Raw genomic sequence first — 18,103 nt, 5'->3', positions numbered from 1 at the left:
CAAATATATTAGAAATAATCTTAATGCAAGAGTGGTTTACCTTTTCCGGTATTTATTGGAGCCAGACTTCCCTTTGTTGTTATTGGGCATTTTTTTCTTGGCTTTCTTATAGTTGATACGTGGTGCTGTTGACAGGTAATCCAGGGATGTTTCTTCATCCATAATCAGCTTTCCTTTGGATATTAGAGCAATGTCGTTTTTGATGATTTCATCATTGACATAATGCTCTTTATTCCAGTTTTTATAAGCCATCTTCATGTATGAACCGATGATATTTACGAAGACTTCGCGTTTATCATCATCTTCCATGGCTACTGCTTTTTCGAGTAAGCGCTCGACATTCAGTCCATAGTGCCGGTAATTGGGATCTTTCTGTGGGTATTCTACGCGCGGCGGAGCTTTTTCGAGTTCTTCGCGGGTCGGTTTGACACCGCTTGGAGGCATGACGTCAATATCAAATTCCGCGATCGTAAAAAGGTGTTTCCAGAGTTTATCTTCGTTGTCAAAATTCGATTTATCCTGAGAATCAATGAAATGCATCAAACGGATGATCTCTTCCGCATACGCTTGCCGCTCCTTTGGATTTTCGATCGTACGGGCATAGTGGATCATTTCCTGAATATGCCGACCGTATTCCGGATAGATGAGGTGCGTTTTTGTTGAATTGTATTGCATGGAAGCAAAATTATTTAAGTGTATAAGTGATCCTTAACTTCATCGGGTAGGCCGGATGATCGGGACCGTAGACAATCGTGCGCCTGGGGTCCTCTCTGCGAGGGTAAGGTACTAAAAACACCTTGTTTTCAACGATGCCGTTGATCATATCCTGAAGCTGGGAAGAAATATTGGCGCGATACCGGTAGAGTCCGGTGCTAATTTCTTCCACGGTGCCGCCAGAAGTGCTCAGTAAAACCCGTACATCATTTCCAATGAAAACATCGGACGTTGGGATAAGTTCGTTTTCGTATTCCTCGTAAGCCGCAACCTGCTTTGCCGGCGGGTACAAATCAAGATCATCACCATCAACGGTAGCTACATAACACTCCAGTTCTGCTTTATTGATAATATAATTACTGAGTTTCGACAGAGCGGGGATGGCAAACTGGATATTGGTTCCGCTCAAAGGCTGTAAAAAAAGAAGACTGTCTCCACTCGTCGAATCATCAATGAATGGCTCGATGGGTGCACCGGTATGGTCTGTTGAAAATTCCAGGGTGCGCTTGACGGCGGAGGACATCAGAAAAGAATACTTGTATTTATTCGAGTTTCTTTCATAATACACCGTCAGTGTGGAGTATTCACTACTAAGGTCGATGCCCAGCATAGCCTGATTGGAGGCGACCGTTTTAATGCCCAGCCCATACAGGTGATCGTAAATGTTGTCGACATCCAGCACACCGCTGGTATCGAGGGCAATCAGTTCTTCACCAACACTATTATTCAGACGAATCCGTATCTGGGGAGCAGATTGTACCGTATCCAGGTCACCGGATGAATTGGGTTCAACGACGGTGACAGAGTCTGTGCTGTAGATATAGTTTGTCAGCTCTCCTACCTTTTTACCTGAATATCCGTGATTGGAATAGGTGTTATCGGCGATGTTCATGTTTTCGGTGAGGCGGTCAACCTGTATCTGTATAGGTTGTGTCGTATCGCCGTATATTCCCAGACTGTCGAAAGCCAGTGTCAGGACGACGGAATCAAGTACCGCGCTGCTAAAGCTTGGGGGTGAAAACACATCATAGTCAAGTTGCGTATAAATATTGCTTTCCGTCCGCCCGAAAATGGGATCATTGAGGGTACCTACCAGGTAGGTCCGAATAGGGGTAAGACTGCTCGGGGAATAGGTTTCGATGGAATCCTCATGAATGGTAAAGGCAGCTACCGAAAAGGTGTCGGTAAACCCAACATCCAACTCGACATCTTTGAGAAAATCGGATCCAAGCGGGGAAGGATCATTACACATTACCAACAGTAGGAGGGCGCTCCCTAACCAGAAACGGTGTGTTTTCATGCATTAATTCATTTGCAAAAGCCTATGAGGACAGCAATGACTGGTAAAACTTAAGGTATTCACTCAAATAAGTGTCATCACCACTGTGCTGGATAACCGGCTTTTCGGAACCAGCTAACTGATTAGTAACTGATTTGTCAATGGTTTCGCTGCCTTGAATGACAGCATCGGCATAAGTTACAGCTCCTTGATCCAGGTGGAGTTCATTATTGGGTGTATATGCATCCAGCAGGCTCGATTCCAAATTGTTAATCGCTGCTTTATCGCGAAAATTTTCTTCCAGATTGTTAGGTATCAACGAGGGATTGTAGACCGAATAAATCACTTTGGTGTGGGCAAACAAAGGTTCATTCTTGTACGCGGTCTTAAGGTATAACGGTACCAGACTGGTCATCCACCCGTGGCAATGGATGATATCCGGAGGCCAGCCGAATTTCTTGATGGTTTCCAAAACGCCTTTGCTGAAGAATACCATCCGGTCGAGATTATCTTCAAAGGGCTTTCCAGAGCCGTCATTAAACAGGTTTTTCCGGCGGAAGAATTCATCATTATCCAGAAAATACACCTGCAGGCGAGCTCCAGGCAGGGATGCCACTTTGATGATCAACGGATAGTCATCGTCATCAACAATGATGTTCATTCCCGATAACCGGACCACTTCATGCAACCGGTGCCTGCGCTCGTTGATGGTACCAAACCGTGGCATTAAAATGCGGATCTCCATACCTTGTTCGTGCATATAAGTGGGTAACCTTCGCACGATCTCTGAAATTTCGGACAAAGTCGTGTACGGTTTCATTTCCTGCGTCACAAACAGGATGCGTTTTTTACTCATTTCCCAGTGTATTTTCCTTTAAAGGATTGTTTTTCAAGGAACAAGGAGTGCAAAGATACAAATTCTTACCTGTATTCCTAAGTGCAGCTACGTTAAGCTCATCTTAAGAGCTTATGTACAGGGACAAAATCAAAATTGGGAAACAGCATGCATGAGTTCTGCACAGAGGATTGCGCCGTACGTACCGATGGCATATCCCAGGACCGCGAGCAAAACACCGACCGGCGCGAGAGAAGGGCTGAATGCCGATGCCACCACCGGTGCGCTGGCAGCGCCACCGACATTTGCCTGACTGCCTACAGCTACAAAGAAAAATGGAGCCTTGATCAGTTTAGCTACGGTGAGCAATAAGACCGCATGGGTTATCATCCAGATCAGACCAATCATCAGCAATCCCAGGTGCGAAAAGACCTCTTCGAGATTCATCTGCATCCCGATGGTGGCAACCAGAATGTATATACAAATACTGCCCCACTTCGATGCGCCTACCCCTTCCAGTGCACGAAAACGGGTGAATGAAAAAGCAAAACCGATGGTGGTAGCGAATACGATCATCCAGAAAAAACCCGAAGTAAGGGAACTCAATCCTATTTCAGCTAACCTTGTTTCGTAAGGTGAGATCAGCGGAACAACGATATCCGCCAGGGCCTGAGCTACCGCGACCCCACCAAATGTGATGCCCAGTAGGATGAAATTGTCCAGTAAGGAAGGGATCCGTTCGATGCTTGCCCGGTAGGCTTCTACTTTGGACTTCAGATCTTCGATCGCACCGGTGTCCGCTTTTAACCAGCGGTCCAGGCGGGGGGCGATACTGGCACCATATAGCAAAAAGGCCATCCACACATTAGCAACAATGATATCCACGACGATCATCGAGCCGAATAGGTTTTCATCTACGCCGAAGATCTCTTTCATTGCGGTTTGATTGGCACCGCCACCAATCCAGCTACCGGATATGGTGGACAATCCGCGCCACAATTCATCCGGAGAAATGGAAAGCAGATGCGGAAAGAATTTTAGGGTAAACAGCAATGCAACCGGTCCCCCAATGATAATACCCAGAGTGCCGGTAAGAAACATGATTAAAGCTTTCGGTCCCAGCCGGAGGATGCTTCTGAAGTCAATGCTCAGACAGAGGAGGATAAGACTGGCCGGTAGCAGGTATCTTGACGCGACAAAATAAAGCGGAGGATCCTTCTCTACGGCGATCAGATTCAGTGGCCAATTCAGCAACGCAGGTATGAAATAACAAAGCAGCAGAGGAGGTACGAACAGATAAAATTTCTTCCAGAAAGGATTATCCGAATGAGAGGTATAAAATACGCCGGTGAGGGTGAGCATCAAAATGCCAAAAATGACCACATTATTGGAAAATACCGGATCCATCTGCCCTGAGTTTATCTGCAAGATAATTTATCGGCAGAGAATCAACCGGTTCCTGTCCAATTAACCGGAATAATGATCAGGGATAAACGAGGGTACCCACCGGTTCTCCGAGAACGATGCGACGCAGGTTTTCCCGGGAGTTGATATCAAAAACCACAATGGGCAGGTTGTTTTCTTTGCACAGGGTAAACGCCGTCATATCCATAACGCCCAGACCCATGCTGATGACCTTGGAGAAGGATATGCGATCGAACCGCTGTGCGGTCGGGTCTTTCAGCGGATCCGCAGTATAAATGCCATCAACCCGGGTTCCTTTGAGGATCACATCGGCGTTGATTTCATTTGCCCGCAGAGCGGCGGCAGAGTCGGTGGTAAAATAGGGAGAACCCGTACCGGCAGAAAAAATGACTACGCGTCCCTTCTCCAGGTGACGGATGGCACGGCGGCGAATGTAGGGCTCTGCGACCTGTTTCATTTCGATAGCCGATACCAGCCGGGTGTAAACACCGAGGCTTTCCAGCATGGACTGCAGGGCCATCCCATTGATAACCGTGGCCAGCATGCCCATATAATCACCCTGAACCCGTTCGATACCTGAATCCTGGGCTTGCAATCCGCGGTAAATGTTGCCCCCGCCGATTACGATCGCCACTTCGGTACCGAGCGCCTGGATATCCTGTATTTGTTCAGCATAATGCCGTAACATCCCGGGTTCGATGCCATAGGTTTTATTACCCATCAATGCTTCACCACTTAATTTCAGCAGGATCCTCTTATAATGTAAGGCCATGATTCAAGGTTATTTATGTGCAAAAAAAAGAGCGAATGGAAGTCCATTCGCTCTCAGTTATTTGATTATCCGAGCTGGATATGTTTAAACTCGGTGACGGTCAATCCCTTGCCGATTCGTTCAAGGTACTGAGCCACGGATGTTTTGGCTTCCTTGACGAACTCCTGGTTCAGCAAAGTATTTTCTTTGTAGAACTTGCTTAGCTTGCCCAGCGCGATTTTTTCCAGCATCTCTTCCGGTTTGCCTTCCTGACGCGCTTGTTCCTTTCCTATTTCAATCTCTTTTTCTACAATGGTGGCATCGACGCCATCCTTATCCACGGCAAGCGGTTTCATAGCAGCAACCTGCATGGCCACATCGCGACCAGCCTCAATGAAATCCGGATTGGCCTGATTCAAACCAACCAGTACGCCGGCTTTGTTACCCATGTGGATGTAGCTCGTTACCAGCGGAGCTTCCAGCCGGGCATATTCGGCCAATTCGATTTTTTCACCGATGACACCGACTTGTTCGGTCACCTTATCCTGAATGGTAATCCCTCCTTTATAAGGCAATGCGAGCAAATCATCCAAAGTCGCCGGGAAATGATCCAGGGCGATTTCGGCAAATTCCCTGGTCAGTTCAATGAAATTCTCATTTTTCGCCACAAAGTCGGTCTCACTGCTCAGTTTGATGACAACACCGCGGGTGCCATCCTCGGAAACCAGTGCGATTACTACGCCCTCGGTAGCTTCACGGTCTGCCCGTTTCAGAGACAATTTTTGACCTTGTTTACGCAATACTTCGATGGCTTTTTCGAAATCTCCGTCTGCTTCTGTGAGGGCTTTTTTACAGTCCATCATACCGGCACCGGTAATATCTCTTAGCTTTTTTACATCGGTTGCTGAAATAGCACTCATGATTATCCTTTTATCGGGTGTTTTGGTGAAAATTAAGCCTCGGTCTTTTGTTCCTTAATGGTTTTGCGTTCTTCCAGACCTTCTTTGATCGAGTCGGTCAGATAACCGGTGATCAACTGGATGGATTTCGACGCATCATCATTCGCAGGAATAGGGTAATCCACCAGATTGGGATCTGAATTCGTATCCACAATAGCGATGGTTTTGATTCCCAGTTTTTTGGCTTCTGCCAGTGCGATGTGTTCATGGTGGATGTCAACGATAAACACGGCTGAAGGCAGACGGTTCAGGTTGGCCACACCACCAAGTACTTTTTCCAGTTTATCGCGCTCCCGGGTCAGGGTCAGGCGCTCTTTTTTGGTTACACTGGTGAGCGTACCATCACCAAGCATCCGGTCAATGTTGTTCATTTTCTTTACAGAACGGCGAATGGTAGCGAAATTGGTCATCATACCACCCAACCAGCGTTCGGTAACGAAAGGCATACCCACGGCATCAGCCAACCGGCTGACGCTGTTGCGAGCTTGTTTTTTTGTTGCGATGAACATCACTTTCCTGCCGGAAGAAGCAATTTGCTTCATGACCTTGGCCGCGCGCTCGAGGCATTCCTGGGTCCGGTTGAGGTCGATGATGTGGACGCCATTTTTTTCCATGAAGATGTACGGGCGCATTTTGGGATTCCACTTGCGCTTCAAGTGCCCAAAGTGTACGCCTGCTTCTAACAATTCATTATAAGATGGAGTTTTCATTAGATCTTTCTTGCTGACGATTAAAAAAAATAAACCATTAACGTTTGCTGAACTGGAAGCTCTTTCTGGCTTTTGGCTTTCCGTATTTCTTCCGCTCTACGATACGAGCATCCCGGGTAAGGAATTTCTTCGCTTTAAGCGGTGAACGGAAATCAGCATTCAATTCAACCAGCGCGCGGGAGATGCCCAGGCGGATGGCTTCAGCCTGGCCTTTAAATCCACCTCCGACGACGTTAACAGAAAAATCGTATTCACTGGCTACCTGAACCGTTTTGATCGGTTCTTCCACGGTAGCCTGTATATGTTTTTGAGTGAAATAGTCCTGGATAGGACGACCGTTAATCTGAATCTTACCCGAACCTTTAGTCAGATATACCCGGGCAACGGATGACTTTCTACGGCCAACAGCGTTAATCATTTCCATAATTAATCAAGATTTAAGGTTGTTGGTTTTTGAGCTTGATGCGGATGATCTGAACCGGTATAAATGAACAGTTTCTTCACCATCGCACGGCCCAATTTGGTTTTGGGAAGCATGCCTTTTACCCCGAGCTCGACAATGTCGGTTGGCTTTTTGGACAACATGACAGAAGCAGTGCGCTGACGTTGACCTCCGGGATAACCGGTATAACGCAAATAAATTTTATCGGACCATTTCTTTCCGGTAAAACGAACCTTATCGGCGTTGACAACGATTACATAATCGCCACAATCCACGTGTGGAGTAAAATCAGGACGGTGTTTTCCGCGCAGGATGTGAGCGACTTTCGAACACAGGCGGCCAACCACCAGGTTCTCAGCATCAATCACGTACCATTGACGAACAACTTCCTCCTTTTTAGCTGATACGGTTTTATAACTTAATGTATCCACTGACAGAATGATTTGTTGATAATTAAAATGGTGCTTTTTTCTAAAGCGTGGCAAAAGTAAATTTCTTTCTCACAAGAAACAAGCTTTTACTACAAAAAACAACAAGAAAGATTTTATAACTGATTGAAAAACAGTAAAAAAATCGCCCAGCACTTATCAACACTAGCTCAGTGGCAGTACTTCCGCAGCAATTCAGCGGCCTGGAGGTGGCCCATATCTGCTGCTTTGTGCAGGTCGCGGCAGGTATCTTTACTTTTCTCCGGCAATTTGGATAGCCGCGAATAAGCACGGTAGTAATAGGCGTCCCGGGCATTTTTATCCATTCGGATCAACCGGGTAAAATCGTTAATGGCCACATCATACTGCTCCAGCCGGAGATGGATATAACCCAGTTTAAGCATAAAGAGTTCTTTATGTGCCGGGCTGTGGAGGATCATCCATTCTACATCAGGGAGCGCATCAGCATAATTTTCTGCTTCAATGTTTGCCAGGGCACGATTCATGACTGCCGGCTCATACCCGGGTCGGTCGGCAAGCACCATCGTGTAATCTCCGATCGCCGCGGCATAATCCTTAAGCATCAGGCGACAATACGCCCGGGCCATCTGAGCATCCTGGTGACGGGGATTTGTTTCCAGGAACTGATTGTACAGGATCAGGGCCTGGGCAAAGTCTTCAAGCCGCATCGCATTGTTTGCCTGATTGTAAAGGGCCTGGTGGTTGGCCGGGCTGAGCCGGCGTGCCAATTGATAGTCTACCTGGGCTCCCCGGAAATCCCCCAGTTGGGTTTTGGCCAGCCCCCGGTTGCTGTATGCTTCCGCAAGTCCGGGGTCCAGCCGGACCGCCTGATCAAAATCTTCACGGGCCGCTGACCACTGCTCCGATTTCATCAGGATAACCCCGCGGTTGTAAAAACACAGGGATAGCCCCGGATCCAGTTTTAAAGCCTGGGTGAAAGCGGACTGGGCATCAGACCATGCTGCCAGATGCATGTATGCCATTCCCAGGCTTTGCCAGCATTTGGCATGTTGTGGAAAATAATTCAGGTATGTGCGGTAATCTTCTATGGCAGCGGTATAATTCTCCAGCTGAAATTGAGCGTGTCCCCGGTTGATGTAGGCTTCAGCATAATCAGCGTTGAGTGTGATAGCCCGGGAGTAATTCTGAATCGCACAGGCAAAATCCCCACCCTGGTAACAAGAATAAGCTTCATTGAAGAACCAGGATGCTGTGCGTTCGCCCTCCTGCTGACCAAATAATGGTAAGCCGGTCAACAGCATAAGTCCAAGAATTAGCGTAGTAACGTAACTTGAGACAGGCTTGCACACAAGGACTTCGGCATCAAGGGTAAAGCTCAACAATTTATTTGGTTATATTGTTTGAAACGAGATTAGCACAAAAATGGTACCTAACCTGAAACAGGAACCGGCAGAAACTGCAGCCGATCGGAAGAAAGACCACATTGAGATGGCCTTCGAAGCACAAACGGCCGGAGACCTTCTTGATGATCGCTTTACCTATGAGCCATTGCTGGTCGCGCATCCGGAGACCTTGCCGGCATTTACCTTTCTGGAGAAAACCATGCGGGCGCCGATCTGGATATCTTCCATGACCGGAGGCACGGAAAAAGCTGGTCAGATCAACCGGCAGCTGGCGAAAGTAGCGAATGAATACGGTCTGGGGATGGGCCTTGGATCTTGTCGTAGATTGTTGTTTGACAACGACACCCTGGCCGATTTTGCCGTGCGGAAGGAGATCGGAAATCAACCATTTTACACCAATTTAGGAATCGCCCAAATTGAACAGCTACATCACGCCCACAAACAACATCTGATTCATGACCTCATCGTAAAACTGGACGCTGACGGCCTGATTGTGCACATCAATCCGTTACAGGAATGGTTGCAGCCGGAAGGAGACCGCTTTACCCGGGCTCCGCTTGATTCACTGCGCCAATTGCTCGATTGGTTTCCTTATCCGGTAATTGTCAAGGAAGTAGGTCAGGGTATGGGGTATGAAAGTGTAAAAGCATTGTTGTCGATGCCGATTGCGGCGCTGGAGTTTGGCGCTTTTGGTGGCACCAATTTTGCCCTTTTGGAGATGATGCGGGGTGACGATATCAAAATGGAAGCATTTCGTGCATTGGAACGGGTAGGTCATACTGCTGAGGAGATGGTCCTGTTTGTCAACCGGGCAATTTCCGAGCTGGGGACACGCAGACAATGCAATCAGATCATCGTATCCGGAGGGATCCGGAGTTTTTTGGACGGTCATTATTATTTGCAACGTTTATCTTTGCCGGCAGTATATGGCCAAGCATCGCCTTTTTTGAAATATGCCCTGGGCCCGTATGAGTCGTTACAGCAATTCGTGGAATACCAGATAGCTGGACTACAATTTGCCAGGAGTTATCTTAAATTGAAAAGTTGATGGATACCAATCAGATGCCACCAGAAATGAAAACCATATCCGGATTTTCCAAGCTTTCCAAACGCGGGAAGATCAAGTGGATCGTGGAAAACTTCTTCAAGGACCCGGAGAATGTCATGCGGGAACTGATGAGCTACTGGGTTCAGAACGAAGAACAGCAAAAGGTTCTTGATGGATTCAGTGAAAATACCATCAGCAACTTTGTCCTTCCTTATGGCGTAGCACCCAATTTTCTGATCAATGGCCAGATGCATTGCATACCCATGGTCATCGAGGAAAGCTCTGTGGTGGCAGCGGCATCCCATGCGGCCAAATTCTGGATGAACCGCGGTGGATTTCAGGCCGAAGTCATCAGTATGGTCAAGGAAGGGCAGGTGCATTTTATCTGGCCGGGTAACCCTTCTATCCTGCATGAACTGTTTCCCCAATTGCGTAAGGAACTGATCGAGAAGACCGGGTACCTGACAGAAAACATGCGGCAGCGGGGTGGTGGCATTCTGGATGTTGAATTGCTGGACCTGACCGATAAAGAACCGGGTTATTACCAGCTGCGTGGTAAGTTCGATACCCGCGACAGCATGGGGGCCAATTTTATCAATACACTGCTGGAAGAATTTTCGCAACATCTGAAACTCTTCATGAGCCAGCAAAGTCAGCTGCCGGAAGCCTGGCAGGAAGTGGAGGTCATCATGTCCATTCTCTCCAATTACACCCCTGAGTGTCTGGTTCGTGCTTCCGTCTCCTGCCCGGTCCGTGAACTGGATCAGGCCATCAAGGATATGGATGGTGAGACCTTTGCCCGACGCTTTTACCTTGCCGTTAAAATGGCGCAATGGGATCCTTACCGTGCGACTACGCACAACAAAGGGATATTCAACGGAGTTGATGCCGTAGTTTTGGCTACCGGAAATGACTTCCGGGCTACCGAAGCATGCGGGCACACCTATGCCTCCCGGCATGGAAAATACGCCAGCCTGAGTGATTGTAGTATTGAGCAGGGTACATTCCAATTTTGGCTGGAAATGCCATTGGCCATTGGCACCACCGGAGGACTTACCTCCCTGCATCCCATGGCTAAAAGATCTTTGGAACTACTGGGCAATCCGAATGCAGAACAGCTGATGCAAATCATAGCCGCTACCGGACTGGCACAAAACTTTGCCGCGGTCAAATCACTGGTCACCACCGGCATTCAGAAAGGCCATATGAAGATGCACCTGGTCAATATACTGACCCGTATGGATGCATCCGAAAGAGAAATTAAGGAAGCCATCGTGTATTTTAAAGACAAAGTGGTATCCTTTCAATCGGTGCGGGAGTTTTTGGATGTTCTCCGGAATAATCCCCCCGAGAATCAACAAATATTAGCCTAATTATTCATACTTTCGTTGCTTGAGCAACCACATCCCTTAAGCCGTGTATAGAGCGAACGGAAAACTCTTGGTTACTGCGGAGTACGCAGTATTGGAAGGAGCGCAGGCGCTAGCCTTGCCCACCAAGCTTGGACAGCGGTTCAAGGTTAAAGAACAAAGCAGGGGATATGACCTGGTCTGGAAGGCCCTCGATGAACATGGCAAGACCTGGTATGAAGGCAAATTCTCCCTGTACGATTTCTCCTGCATTCAGTCTACCGACGACAAAATCAGCAAAACACTACGAAAACTACTGAAGGCCTGCTGCCAGCAGAATTCGGATTTTTTATCCAACTGGAAAGGATACCAGGTGGTGAGCAATCTGGAGTTTTCACGGGACTGGGGACTGGGCTCAAGCTCGACCCTGATCTATTTTCTCGCTGAATGGGCAGATATCAATCCGTATGTCCTGCTATTTGACTCACTGGGCGGGTCCGGATATGATGTGGCTTGTGCCGGAGCTGAAGGCCCCATCCTCTATACGCTGGGGGAGGACGCACTCTCCATCGATCACCTGGATCATGACCTGCCTTCAGCCCGCTACCTCTACTTTATTCACACCGGCAAAAAACAGGACACCGAAGAAGCGGTAAAACAATACCGTAAACAATCCCGTAAGTCCGGATGGATCGAGCAAATCAACGCCCTGACCCAGGCTATGGTTGCCGTGAAGGATTACCAGGAGCTGAACCGGATAGTGACCGAACATGAAAGCATTTTAGGCGAGCAGCTGGCGATGACCCCGATTAAGGAACATCAGTTCGCCGATTACTGGGGGGCTATCAAGTCCCTGGGCGCCTGGGGCGGCGATTTCATCATGGCTACCAGTGACCGGCCGGGTGAAGAAACTGCTGCGTACTTCAGAACGAAAGGCTTGCAGGTATGCCTCCCCTATGAAAAAATCATCCTGTAGGTATCATCCACACTTACCAGCCCATTTTATATCACACAATCTATTTATCACAAGGTATTCAGGCTGAACTTGCCGGTTCGGGTCTCTATTATTTCTTAACTTTATTCCCCCGGAGAAGACCGGATCATTCAACAATAAAAAAGGAACATCGTATGAAAACCATTAAAGGCCCTGCCATTTTTCTTGCCCAGTTTGCCGGCGATAAGCCACCCCATGATACGCTTGATCATTTGTGCAAGTGGGCGGCAGATTACGGCTATAAAGGCATCCAGATACCCACCTGGGTTAGTGCACTGATCGATCTGGAAAAAGCGGCGACATCCCAAAGTTATTGCGATGATCTGAAAGGCAAGGTCCAATCCTATGGGTTGGAAATAACTGAACTGTCTACCCATTTACAGGGTCAGCTGGTAGCCGTGCACAAAGCATATGACGAACTTTTTGACGGGTTTGCACCAAAGGAAGTGCATGGAAATCCCAAGGCTCGTCAGGCATGGGCTGTTCAGCAGCTTCTGTGGGCGGCTAAAGCCAGTAGTAATTTAGGATTGAATGCACATGTGACCTTCTCCGGTGCGCTGATATGGCCCTACATGTACCCCTGGCCTCAGCGTCCAGCCGGTTTGGTGGATCAGGCATTCAAAGAACTTGCCAACCGGTGGACTCCCATCCTGAATGCCTATGAAGATGCAGGTATTGATCTATGCTACGAGATCCATCCGGGTGAGGACCTTCATGACGGTATCACCTGGGAGATGTTTCGCGAGGCTACCGGAAATCATCCACGCGTCAATATCCTGTATGATCCCAGCCATTTTGTCCTGCAGCAATTGGATTACTTACAGTTTATAGACATTTACCACCCCTACATCAAGATGTTTCACGTCAAAGATGCCGAGTTCAATGCAACGGGCAGAGCCGGCGTATACGGCGGCTATCAGGGGTGGGTGGACCGCCCGGGCCGTTTCCGTTCGCTCGGTGACGGACAGGTCGATTTCGTCGGGATCTTCAGTAAGCTGACGCAGTACGGATACGACGGATGGGCGGTCCTTGAATGGGAATGCTGCATCAAAGACAGTGAGCAGGGTGCGGAAGAAGGAGCTATTTTTATCCAGAATCACATCATCGAAGTAGCCAGGAAGGCATTTGATGATTTTGCGGATTCAGGTGTAGACCAGGCATTATTGGACCGGATCATTGGCAAATAAGTACCTCATACGATTCCTCCTCTGGGTTTTCCCGGGGATTCTGTTGGCACAGGGCGTCCCGGTGCAGGGTTTTGTGTATGAAGATCTGATCGAAGCGCCGGTAGCCGGAGCTCTCATCTATGTGGATGGCTATTATGCTACCACGACTAATGGCTATGGGGGCTTCGAAATAGCCGATATTCTGCCGGGCAGACACCGCCTGCGAATAGAAGCCAATGGATATCAAACCTACCTGGAGACCGAGTGGTGGATTGAAGCAGGCAAGTCAAAGCAATTCCAATTTTATATCCAGCCACTGACGGTAACCGGAGATACGGTATTCATCAAAGATTACCGGCTGGATCAGCTGATGCAGCGAAATACGGTCATTTCGGTGGAGGAAATCGATAGGTTCCCGGCATCTTTCAATGATCCGGCAAGACTGATCAATACATTGCCCGGCGTATCAACAGCCAACGATCAGGCCAACCATGCCATCATCCGCGGACATTCACCGAATGATATGGCCTGGTATCTGGAAGGCCTGGAGATTATTAATCCCAACCACCTGACCAATGCAGGAACGCCGTCCGACAAGCCTTCACTGAACGGCGGCGGGGTCAATATGATTAGTGCTCAGTTGATGGACCGGGCCGACTTTTATGCCGGTGGGCTTCCACCCAACCTGGGCAACGCCCTTGCCGGAGGCATTAATATGGAGTTGCGTCCCGGCAACCTCGAGAAATTCCAGTACACAGCACAAGCCGGACTATTGGGTCTTGATATCGCTGCTGAAGGACCGGTGGTCCGCGATCGTGTTTCAATATTGGCCAATTACCGCTACAGCACACTTGGCCTGCTATCCGCTCTCGGCGTTAACCTGGGTGATGAGATCATTACATTCCAGGATGCCAGCCTCCATACCTTCATCCAATTGCCCCGCGGACACATCAAATTGTTCGGTATGTGGGGGAATAGTTCCAACCTTTTTGATGGTACAACTAAAGATACCATTGAAACCTTCAAGGATCTCTACCGGATCGAATACACCAATACCGTAGGGATCGGGGGATTGGTCTGGCAGCAATTGCTGGGAAACCGGTCACTATTGCGGATGGGGTTGGTTTATTCGGCAATAGACGCCTACCGTGATGCTTCCCAGGTCAAAGGGGATATCCTGCCGATCAATTTTGATCACGATGTCCTGAAGCAATCCAAACTCAGCCTTCTCACAGAATGGTCCTGGCAAGCCAATGAAACCCATTCGCTGCAGATTGGACTTCAGGCCAATGATCACCAATTTGATGGTTTTTCGATTGATGCCGATCTGACCAAAACAGCTCTTTGGCAGGTAGCGCCGTACGCTCAATACCAAATGCAACGGGACCGCTGGCATGTGCTGGCAGCCTTAAGGACACCGGTGGTTCAGGGAAATGGACTTACGCCCGAGCCCCGGATCGAAGTTACTTATAAACCCGTTAATGGGCATCAGCTGTCGGCATCCTTGCAGCGTCAGACCCAGCTTCACCATCCGGTAGTATATCTGTTTCATACCCAGAACCCGGAGCCGGCAGACAGCTGGCATTATCAATTATCGTATCAGTATGCCTGGAAGTCCGATCGTTATGTCCAGCTGAATGGCTATATCCAGACCATGGATAATTTATTGACCGTCGCCTCACCGTTATCCTATCTGGAGCAACAATCGTCCTTAAACTGGTTTGAGGATATTCCCTATGGCACCTATATACCAAATTCTACAGCAAAAATTTCTGGAATAGAAGCTATATTCCAGCAATTTCTTCTGCGTTATTGGTATTATTTAGTTAATGCCAGCGTTTTTGACGTAAAATTCAGAAATCTGGAGGAACCGTATGCTACAGGACGCTTTGATCAGCGCTATGTAGCCCATGCTACCGCAGGGAAAGAATGGAAATGGGAAGGATCTAAAAAGAACCACACATTGGGGGTAAATGTCCACCTGCAGCAGAGTGGCGGCCTGCGTGAACCGGATATCGATCTTACGACATCCCGTAACTTACACCGGACGGTTTACGATTATGCTGCAGGTTATGTAAATGCTTTACCAGCCTATTTCAAAACAGACCTCCGGGTTTATTGGCGCAGAAGCACATCCCGGTACAGCAGTTTACTTTCACTGGATATTCAGAACCTTACCAATGCCAGGAATGAAGCCTACCATTACTACGATTTCTATTTCGATCGAATCAGCACGCAGTACCAGTTGGGTTTGATACCCATCATCAGCTACAAACTATTCTGGTAACTGCTTGCACTGTGGATTGACCCCCAGAACATAATTCAGCACAACATGGATTGAATCTGCGGTTTCCGCACCCAGAAAACCATTGATCATATCATCGGAGAGATGGTATTCAGCCTGTTTTGTCAGGGGTTGAGCTACTGGCAGATAAGACCAGTGCCACTTTTCTTCCTGATAACCGGTAGGACGGATGGAATCATGAGCGGTATAAGGTTGACAGAAACCAAATGAAGGTGCGTTTTGCTGCAGCCAGGTGTAGATTTTCAGTCCCTCCCCCTGCGCAAAATATTCGTTTGTCAGATTGTTGAGATCCATATCACTTCCCCAGTGGTGCCTTGATGTGCCGGGCATACTGGAATAACGAAGGATGGTCAGGGCCCTTTCGACCGGATCGGGCGTGGTTTTAGCCAAATTGCGTCCATCTTCTACCAGTCGTTCACCGGTCCATTTGGCTTCCCAGATTTCTTTTTGGGTGTTGAAATTCCGGGTAGCGGAAATGATGCGCAGCTGGACACCATCCTGCATGGCTGAGTCATACATCCTGGTAAAAGCAGCTAGCGTTTCTTTGCGCAGATACATTCCGGAACGGGAAGCATACTTTTCGGGAATCAGGGCAAAATCCGGATTTTGTGAGGGCTCAAAGTGACCGGTAATGTAGAAGAGCTCCTGGCTGTCGATCGGGGGTATGGAATCCACCGCAGCTATGGGCAGATCCTGAGGTTTGTCCTCCGGAGTATGGTTTGCACAGGCTGCGATGCCGGCGATGGACAGAATAATGGCTGAAAGGGGGGAGCGGAACAGCCTAGTTGGAAAAGGTAAAATCCGGGTGTTCATGGTGGAAAAGGTTTTTGTCTATGATCAGTTGAGCCAACCGGTCCGGCACCATTTTCATCCAGGCATTATCACCTGTTTCGATCATCTCCAGGACCGTATTGGGATAAATAGGCAGCAGATCGGCATTAAATTCTTCTATATCCACAATATGCTGGGAATCCAGCAGATACTGGTACAGGAATTTGATTCCGTCCGGAACCGGCAGGTTTTTACCGGTAATGATTTCACCGGAGTCTTCTTCTTGAACAGGGTAGGCATAGATGCGGATATTGCGAGTGAATAATTCACCAAAAGCGACCAGCAAACGGCCATCGCGGTTGGCATGATATTTTTGATTGATGATTTCAAGGAGCTCCCGTACTCCGATGACCAATCCCAGCTTATTGATCTTGTAATCCGCCAGGTAGTTGATCAGGCATTGATGGTTGCTGCAATTCGATATGATCACGGGATGACCCAGCTCGCACAGGGATTCGGCACGGTCGAGGAAATCCTGGTAAGAGATGTTGCCATCGACTTCCAGATTGTCCAGTGTGAGTTCGGCCAATAAGGCGGCAGCGTGTCCCTCTACTTCCGGTTCCTTTAAAAACTGGGCAAAGCCGGCCATGAAAACATCTACAGTTACCAGTGTGGGTGGCCGGAAATTACCCCGGACGACCATGACCGATTTCTTGTAGAGAAATTCCGATGCATGTTTGCTCTGTCCATTGGCCCCGAAGATGGAAACTTCGGTAAGACCAAATTTAACCAGCAAGAGGCAGAGGAGCCGGTTGTCGACATGGACGAAGTCTGGCCCCTCCAGCCGGATCATGTCAATGACAACCCGACCTTCCAGGCTGTCATTCAGGCTGCGTACCAGTAATTCCGGGTCGTGATTGTAATAATAACAGGCATAAATCAGATTCACCCCCAGTATACCGATAGCGGCTTGTTGCAACTGGGTGTCATTATCCAGCATTTTAACGTGAATAACCAGGTCATTTGGCCTGCCGGTGGGACTTAGTTGGAAACGTACACCCATCCACCCGTTACCGGAGATCGTCCGGGAATAGTTCAGGGCAGCTACCGTGTCCGCGAAAACGAAGAAGTTGCGATCCGGCATATGCTTCTGCAGGCGTTCCTCCATCAGGACATATTCGTGATCCAGCATCTTGTTAACCCGGGCTTCACACACATACCGACCACTGTGTTCAATACCATAGATCTCGTCCGAATAAATCTTGTCGTACGCCGACATGGTCTTGGCAATGGTACCGGCGGCGGCTCCGACTTTAAAAAAATGCCTGGCCACTTCCTGCCCTGCGCCAATCTCAGCAAACGTACCGTAAATCGATTCATCCAGATTGATCTCCAGAGCCTTCTGGTCGGTGTCCAGCATTTGTTTTTGCATCGGCTTCAAATCCTTTGTTCCGCAAAAGTAAGACAACAAACGGTATGCTATGCGCAAGTTACTCCATTGATCTCTGGACAGGAGACTCCGTGGCAATTGAACCCGAGTGG

General features: G+C 48.4%; 17 protein-coding genes. 5 read left to right on the top strand and 12 right to left on the bottom strand.

The genetic code is table 11. The features are described from left to right. Positions 1 to 36 precede the first annotated feature (36 nt). The 10 genes from H6570_20245 to H6570_20200 all read right to left on the bottom strand — a co-directional run bounded on the left by H6570_20245 (position 37) and on the right by H6570_20200 (position 8,826). The gene (locus tag H6570_20245; protein MCB9321621.1) at positions 37 to 675 is read right to left on the bottom strand and encodes a DUF4290 domain-containing protein; all 639 of its coding nucleotides are present in this window, start codon (positions 673 to 675) and stop codon (positions 37 to 39) included. Positions 676 to 685: 10 nt separating this feature from the next. After that, a complete protein-coding gene (locus H6570_20240; protein ID MCB9321620.1) occupies positions 686 to 2,014 on the bottom strand; it encodes a DUF4270 family protein in 1,329 nt (442 codons plus the stop codon). Positions 2,015 to 2,036: 22 nt separating this feature from the next. Continuing rightward, positions 2,037 to 2,849: a glycogen/starch synthase gene (locus tag H6570_20235; protein MCB9321619.1), complete on the bottom strand. Its 813-nt coding sequence runs from the start codon at positions 2,847 to 2,849 to the stop codon at positions 2,037 to 2,039. A gap of 129 nt (positions 2,850 to 2,978) precedes the next feature. Continuing rightward, positions 2,979 to 4,235, bottom strand: a complete 1,257-nt coding sequence (locus H6570_20230; GenBank protein ID MCB9321618.1) for a DUF819 family protein — start codon at positions 4,233 to 4,235, stop codon at positions 2,979 to 2,981. A gap of 76 nt (positions 4,236 to 4,311) precedes the next feature. Then, a complete protein-coding gene (locus H6570_20225) occupies positions 4,312 to 5,025 on the bottom strand; it encodes a UMP kinase (GenBank protein MCB9321617.1) in 714 nt (237 codons plus the stop codon). Between the two features lie 65 nt (positions 5,026 to 5,090). Further along, on the bottom strand, positions 5,091 to 5,924 hold the full coding sequence (locus H6570_20220; protein MCB9321616.1) for an elongation factor Ts: 834 nt from the start codon (positions 5,922 to 5,924) through the stop codon (positions 5,091 to 5,093). A 32-nt stretch (positions 5,925 to 5,956) separates the two neighbouring features. Next, entirely contained in the window at positions 5,957 to 6,673 is a 717-nt protein-coding gene (gene rpsB, locus H6570_20215; protein ID MCB9321615.1) for a 30S ribosomal protein S2, read from the bottom strand. Positions 6,674 to 6,710: 37 nt separating this feature from the next. Beyond that, a complete protein-coding gene (gene rpsI, locus H6570_20210) occupies positions 6,711 to 7,097 on the bottom strand; it encodes a 30S ribosomal protein S9 (protein MCB9321614.1) in 387 nt (128 codons plus the stop codon). 2 nt (positions 7,098 to 7,099) lie between these two features. Beyond that, positions 7,100 to 7,546, bottom strand: a complete 447-nt coding sequence (rplM, locus tag H6570_20205) for a 50S ribosomal protein L13 (GenBank protein MCB9321613.1) — start codon at positions 7,544 to 7,546, stop codon at positions 7,100 to 7,102. A gap of 167 nt (positions 7,547 to 7,713) precedes the next feature. After that, positions 7,714 to 8,826: a tetratricopeptide repeat protein gene (locus H6570_20200; GenBank protein MCB9321612.1), complete on the bottom strand. Its 1,113-nt coding sequence runs from the start codon at positions 8,824 to 8,826 to the stop codon at positions 7,714 to 7,716. 133 nt (positions 8,827 to 8,959) lie between these two features. Between H6570_20200 and H6570_20195 the strand changes: the two genes are divergently transcribed. From H6570_20195 to H6570_20175, 5 genes are all read left to right on the top strand, one after another. After that, on the top strand, positions 8,960 to 9,976 hold the full coding sequence (locus tag H6570_20195; GenBank protein MCB9321611.1) for a type 2 isopentenyl-diphosphate Delta-isomerase: 1,017 nt from the start codon (positions 8,960 to 8,962) through the stop codon (positions 9,974 to 9,976). A gap of 26 nt (positions 9,977 to 10,002) precedes the next feature. Continuing rightward, the gene (locus tag H6570_20190; GenBank protein MCB9321610.1) at positions 10,003 to 11,349 is read left to right on the top strand and encodes a hydroxymethylglutaryl-CoA reductase, degradative; all 1,347 of its coding nucleotides are present in this window, start codon (positions 10,003 to 10,005) and stop codon (positions 11,347 to 11,349) included. Between the two features lie 43 nt (positions 11,350 to 11,392). Beyond that, positions 11,393 to 12,301, top strand: a complete 909-nt coding sequence (locus H6570_20185; protein ID MCB9321609.1) for a GHMP kinase — start codon at positions 11,393 to 11,395, stop codon at positions 12,299 to 12,301. Positions 12,302 to 12,453: 152 nt separating this feature from the next. After that, positions 12,454 to 13,506 (top strand): sugar phosphate isomerase/epimerase, encoded by a 1,053-nt coding sequence (locus tag H6570_20180; GenBank protein ID MCB9321608.1) that lies wholly within the window; start codon positions 12,454 to 12,456, stop codon positions 13,504 to 13,506. Next, a complete protein-coding gene (locus tag H6570_20175; GenBank protein MCB9321607.1) occupies positions 13,496 to 15,772 on the top strand; it encodes a carboxypeptidase regulatory-like domain-containing protein in 2,277 nt (758 codons plus the stop codon). Before H6570_20180 ends, H6570_20175 begins: the two co-directional genes overlap by 11 nt. Here H6570_20175 and H6570_20170 read toward each other — a convergent pair. Together H6570_20170 and H6570_20165 are read right to left on the bottom strand one after the other, a co-directional pair. Beyond that, positions 15,761 to 16,603, bottom strand: a complete 843-nt coding sequence (locus tag H6570_20170) for a M15 family metallopeptidase (GenBank protein MCB9321606.1) — start codon at positions 16,601 to 16,603, stop codon at positions 15,761 to 15,763. The genes H6570_20175 and H6570_20170 overlap by 12 nt on opposite strands. After that, positions 16,572 to 17,993: a TonB-dependent receptor gene (locus tag H6570_20165; protein MCB9321605.1), complete on the bottom strand. Its 1,422-nt coding sequence runs from the start codon at positions 17,991 to 17,993 to the stop codon at positions 16,572 to 16,574. Before H6570_20165 ends, H6570_20170 begins: the two co-directional genes overlap by 32 nt. Between the last annotated feature and the right edge of the window lie 110 nt (positions 17,994 to 18,103).

The sequence above is a fragment of the Lewinellaceae bacterium genome (assembly GCA_020636135.1).
Classification (GTDB): Bacteria; Bacteroidota; Bacteroidia; order Chitinophagales; family Saprospiraceae; genus JAGQXC01.
The sequence above is the reverse complement of the archived record's forward strand: the minus strand, read 5'-3'. Positions and strand labels throughout refer to the sequence as shown.

Excerpts from the sequence above, each read along its gene's own strand:
- H6570_20245 (MCB9321621.1), bottom strand. The coding sequence starts at position 675 with ATGCAATACAATTCAACAAAAACGCACCTCATCTATCCGGAATACGGT.
- H6570_20240 (MCB9321620.1), bottom strand. The coding sequence starts at position 2,014 with ATGAAAACACACCGTTTCTGGTTAGGGAGCGCCCTCCTACTGTTGGTA.
- H6570_20235 (MCB9321619.1), bottom strand. The coding sequence starts at position 2,849 with ATGAGTAAAAAACGCATCCTGTTTGTGACGCAGGAAATGAAACCGTAC.
- H6570_20230 (MCB9321618.1), bottom strand. The coding sequence starts at position 4,235 with ATGGATCCGGTATTTTCCAATAATGTGGTCATTTTTGGCATTTTGATG.
- H6570_20225 (MCB9321617.1), bottom strand. The coding sequence starts at position 5,025 with ATGGCCTTACATTATAAGAGGATCCTGCTGAAATTAAGTGGTGAAGCA.
- H6570_20220 (MCB9321616.1), bottom strand. The coding sequence starts at position 5,924 with ATGAGTGCTATTTCAGCAACCGATGTAAAAAAGCTAAGAGATATTACC.
- rpsB (MCB9321615.1), bottom strand. The coding sequence starts at position 6,673 with ATGAAAACTCCATCTTATAATGAATTGTTAGAAGCAGGCGTACACTTT.
- rpsI (MCB9321614.1), bottom strand. The coding sequence starts at position 7,097 with ATGGAAATGATTAACGCTGTTGGCCGTAGAAAGTCATCCGTTGCCCGG.
- H6570_20200 (MCB9321612.1), bottom strand. The coding sequence starts at position 8,826 with ATGCTGTTGACCGGCTTACCATTATTTGGTCAGCAGGAGGGCGAACGC.
- H6570_20190 (MCB9321610.1), top strand. The coding sequence starts at position 10,003 with ATGAAAACCATATCCGGATTTTCCAAGCTTTCCAAACGCGGGAAGATC.
- H6570_20180 (MCB9321608.1), top strand. The coding sequence starts at position 12,454 with ATGAAAACCATTAAAGGCCCTGCCATTTTTCTTGCCCAGTTTGCCGGC.
- H6570_20170 (MCB9321606.1), bottom strand. The coding sequence starts at position 16,603 with ATGAACACCCGGATTTTACCTTTTCCAACTAGGCTGTTCCGCTCCCCC.
- H6570_20165 (MCB9321605.1), bottom strand. The coding sequence starts at position 17,993 with ATGCAAAAACAAATGCTGGACACCGACCAGAAGGCTCTGGAGATCAAT.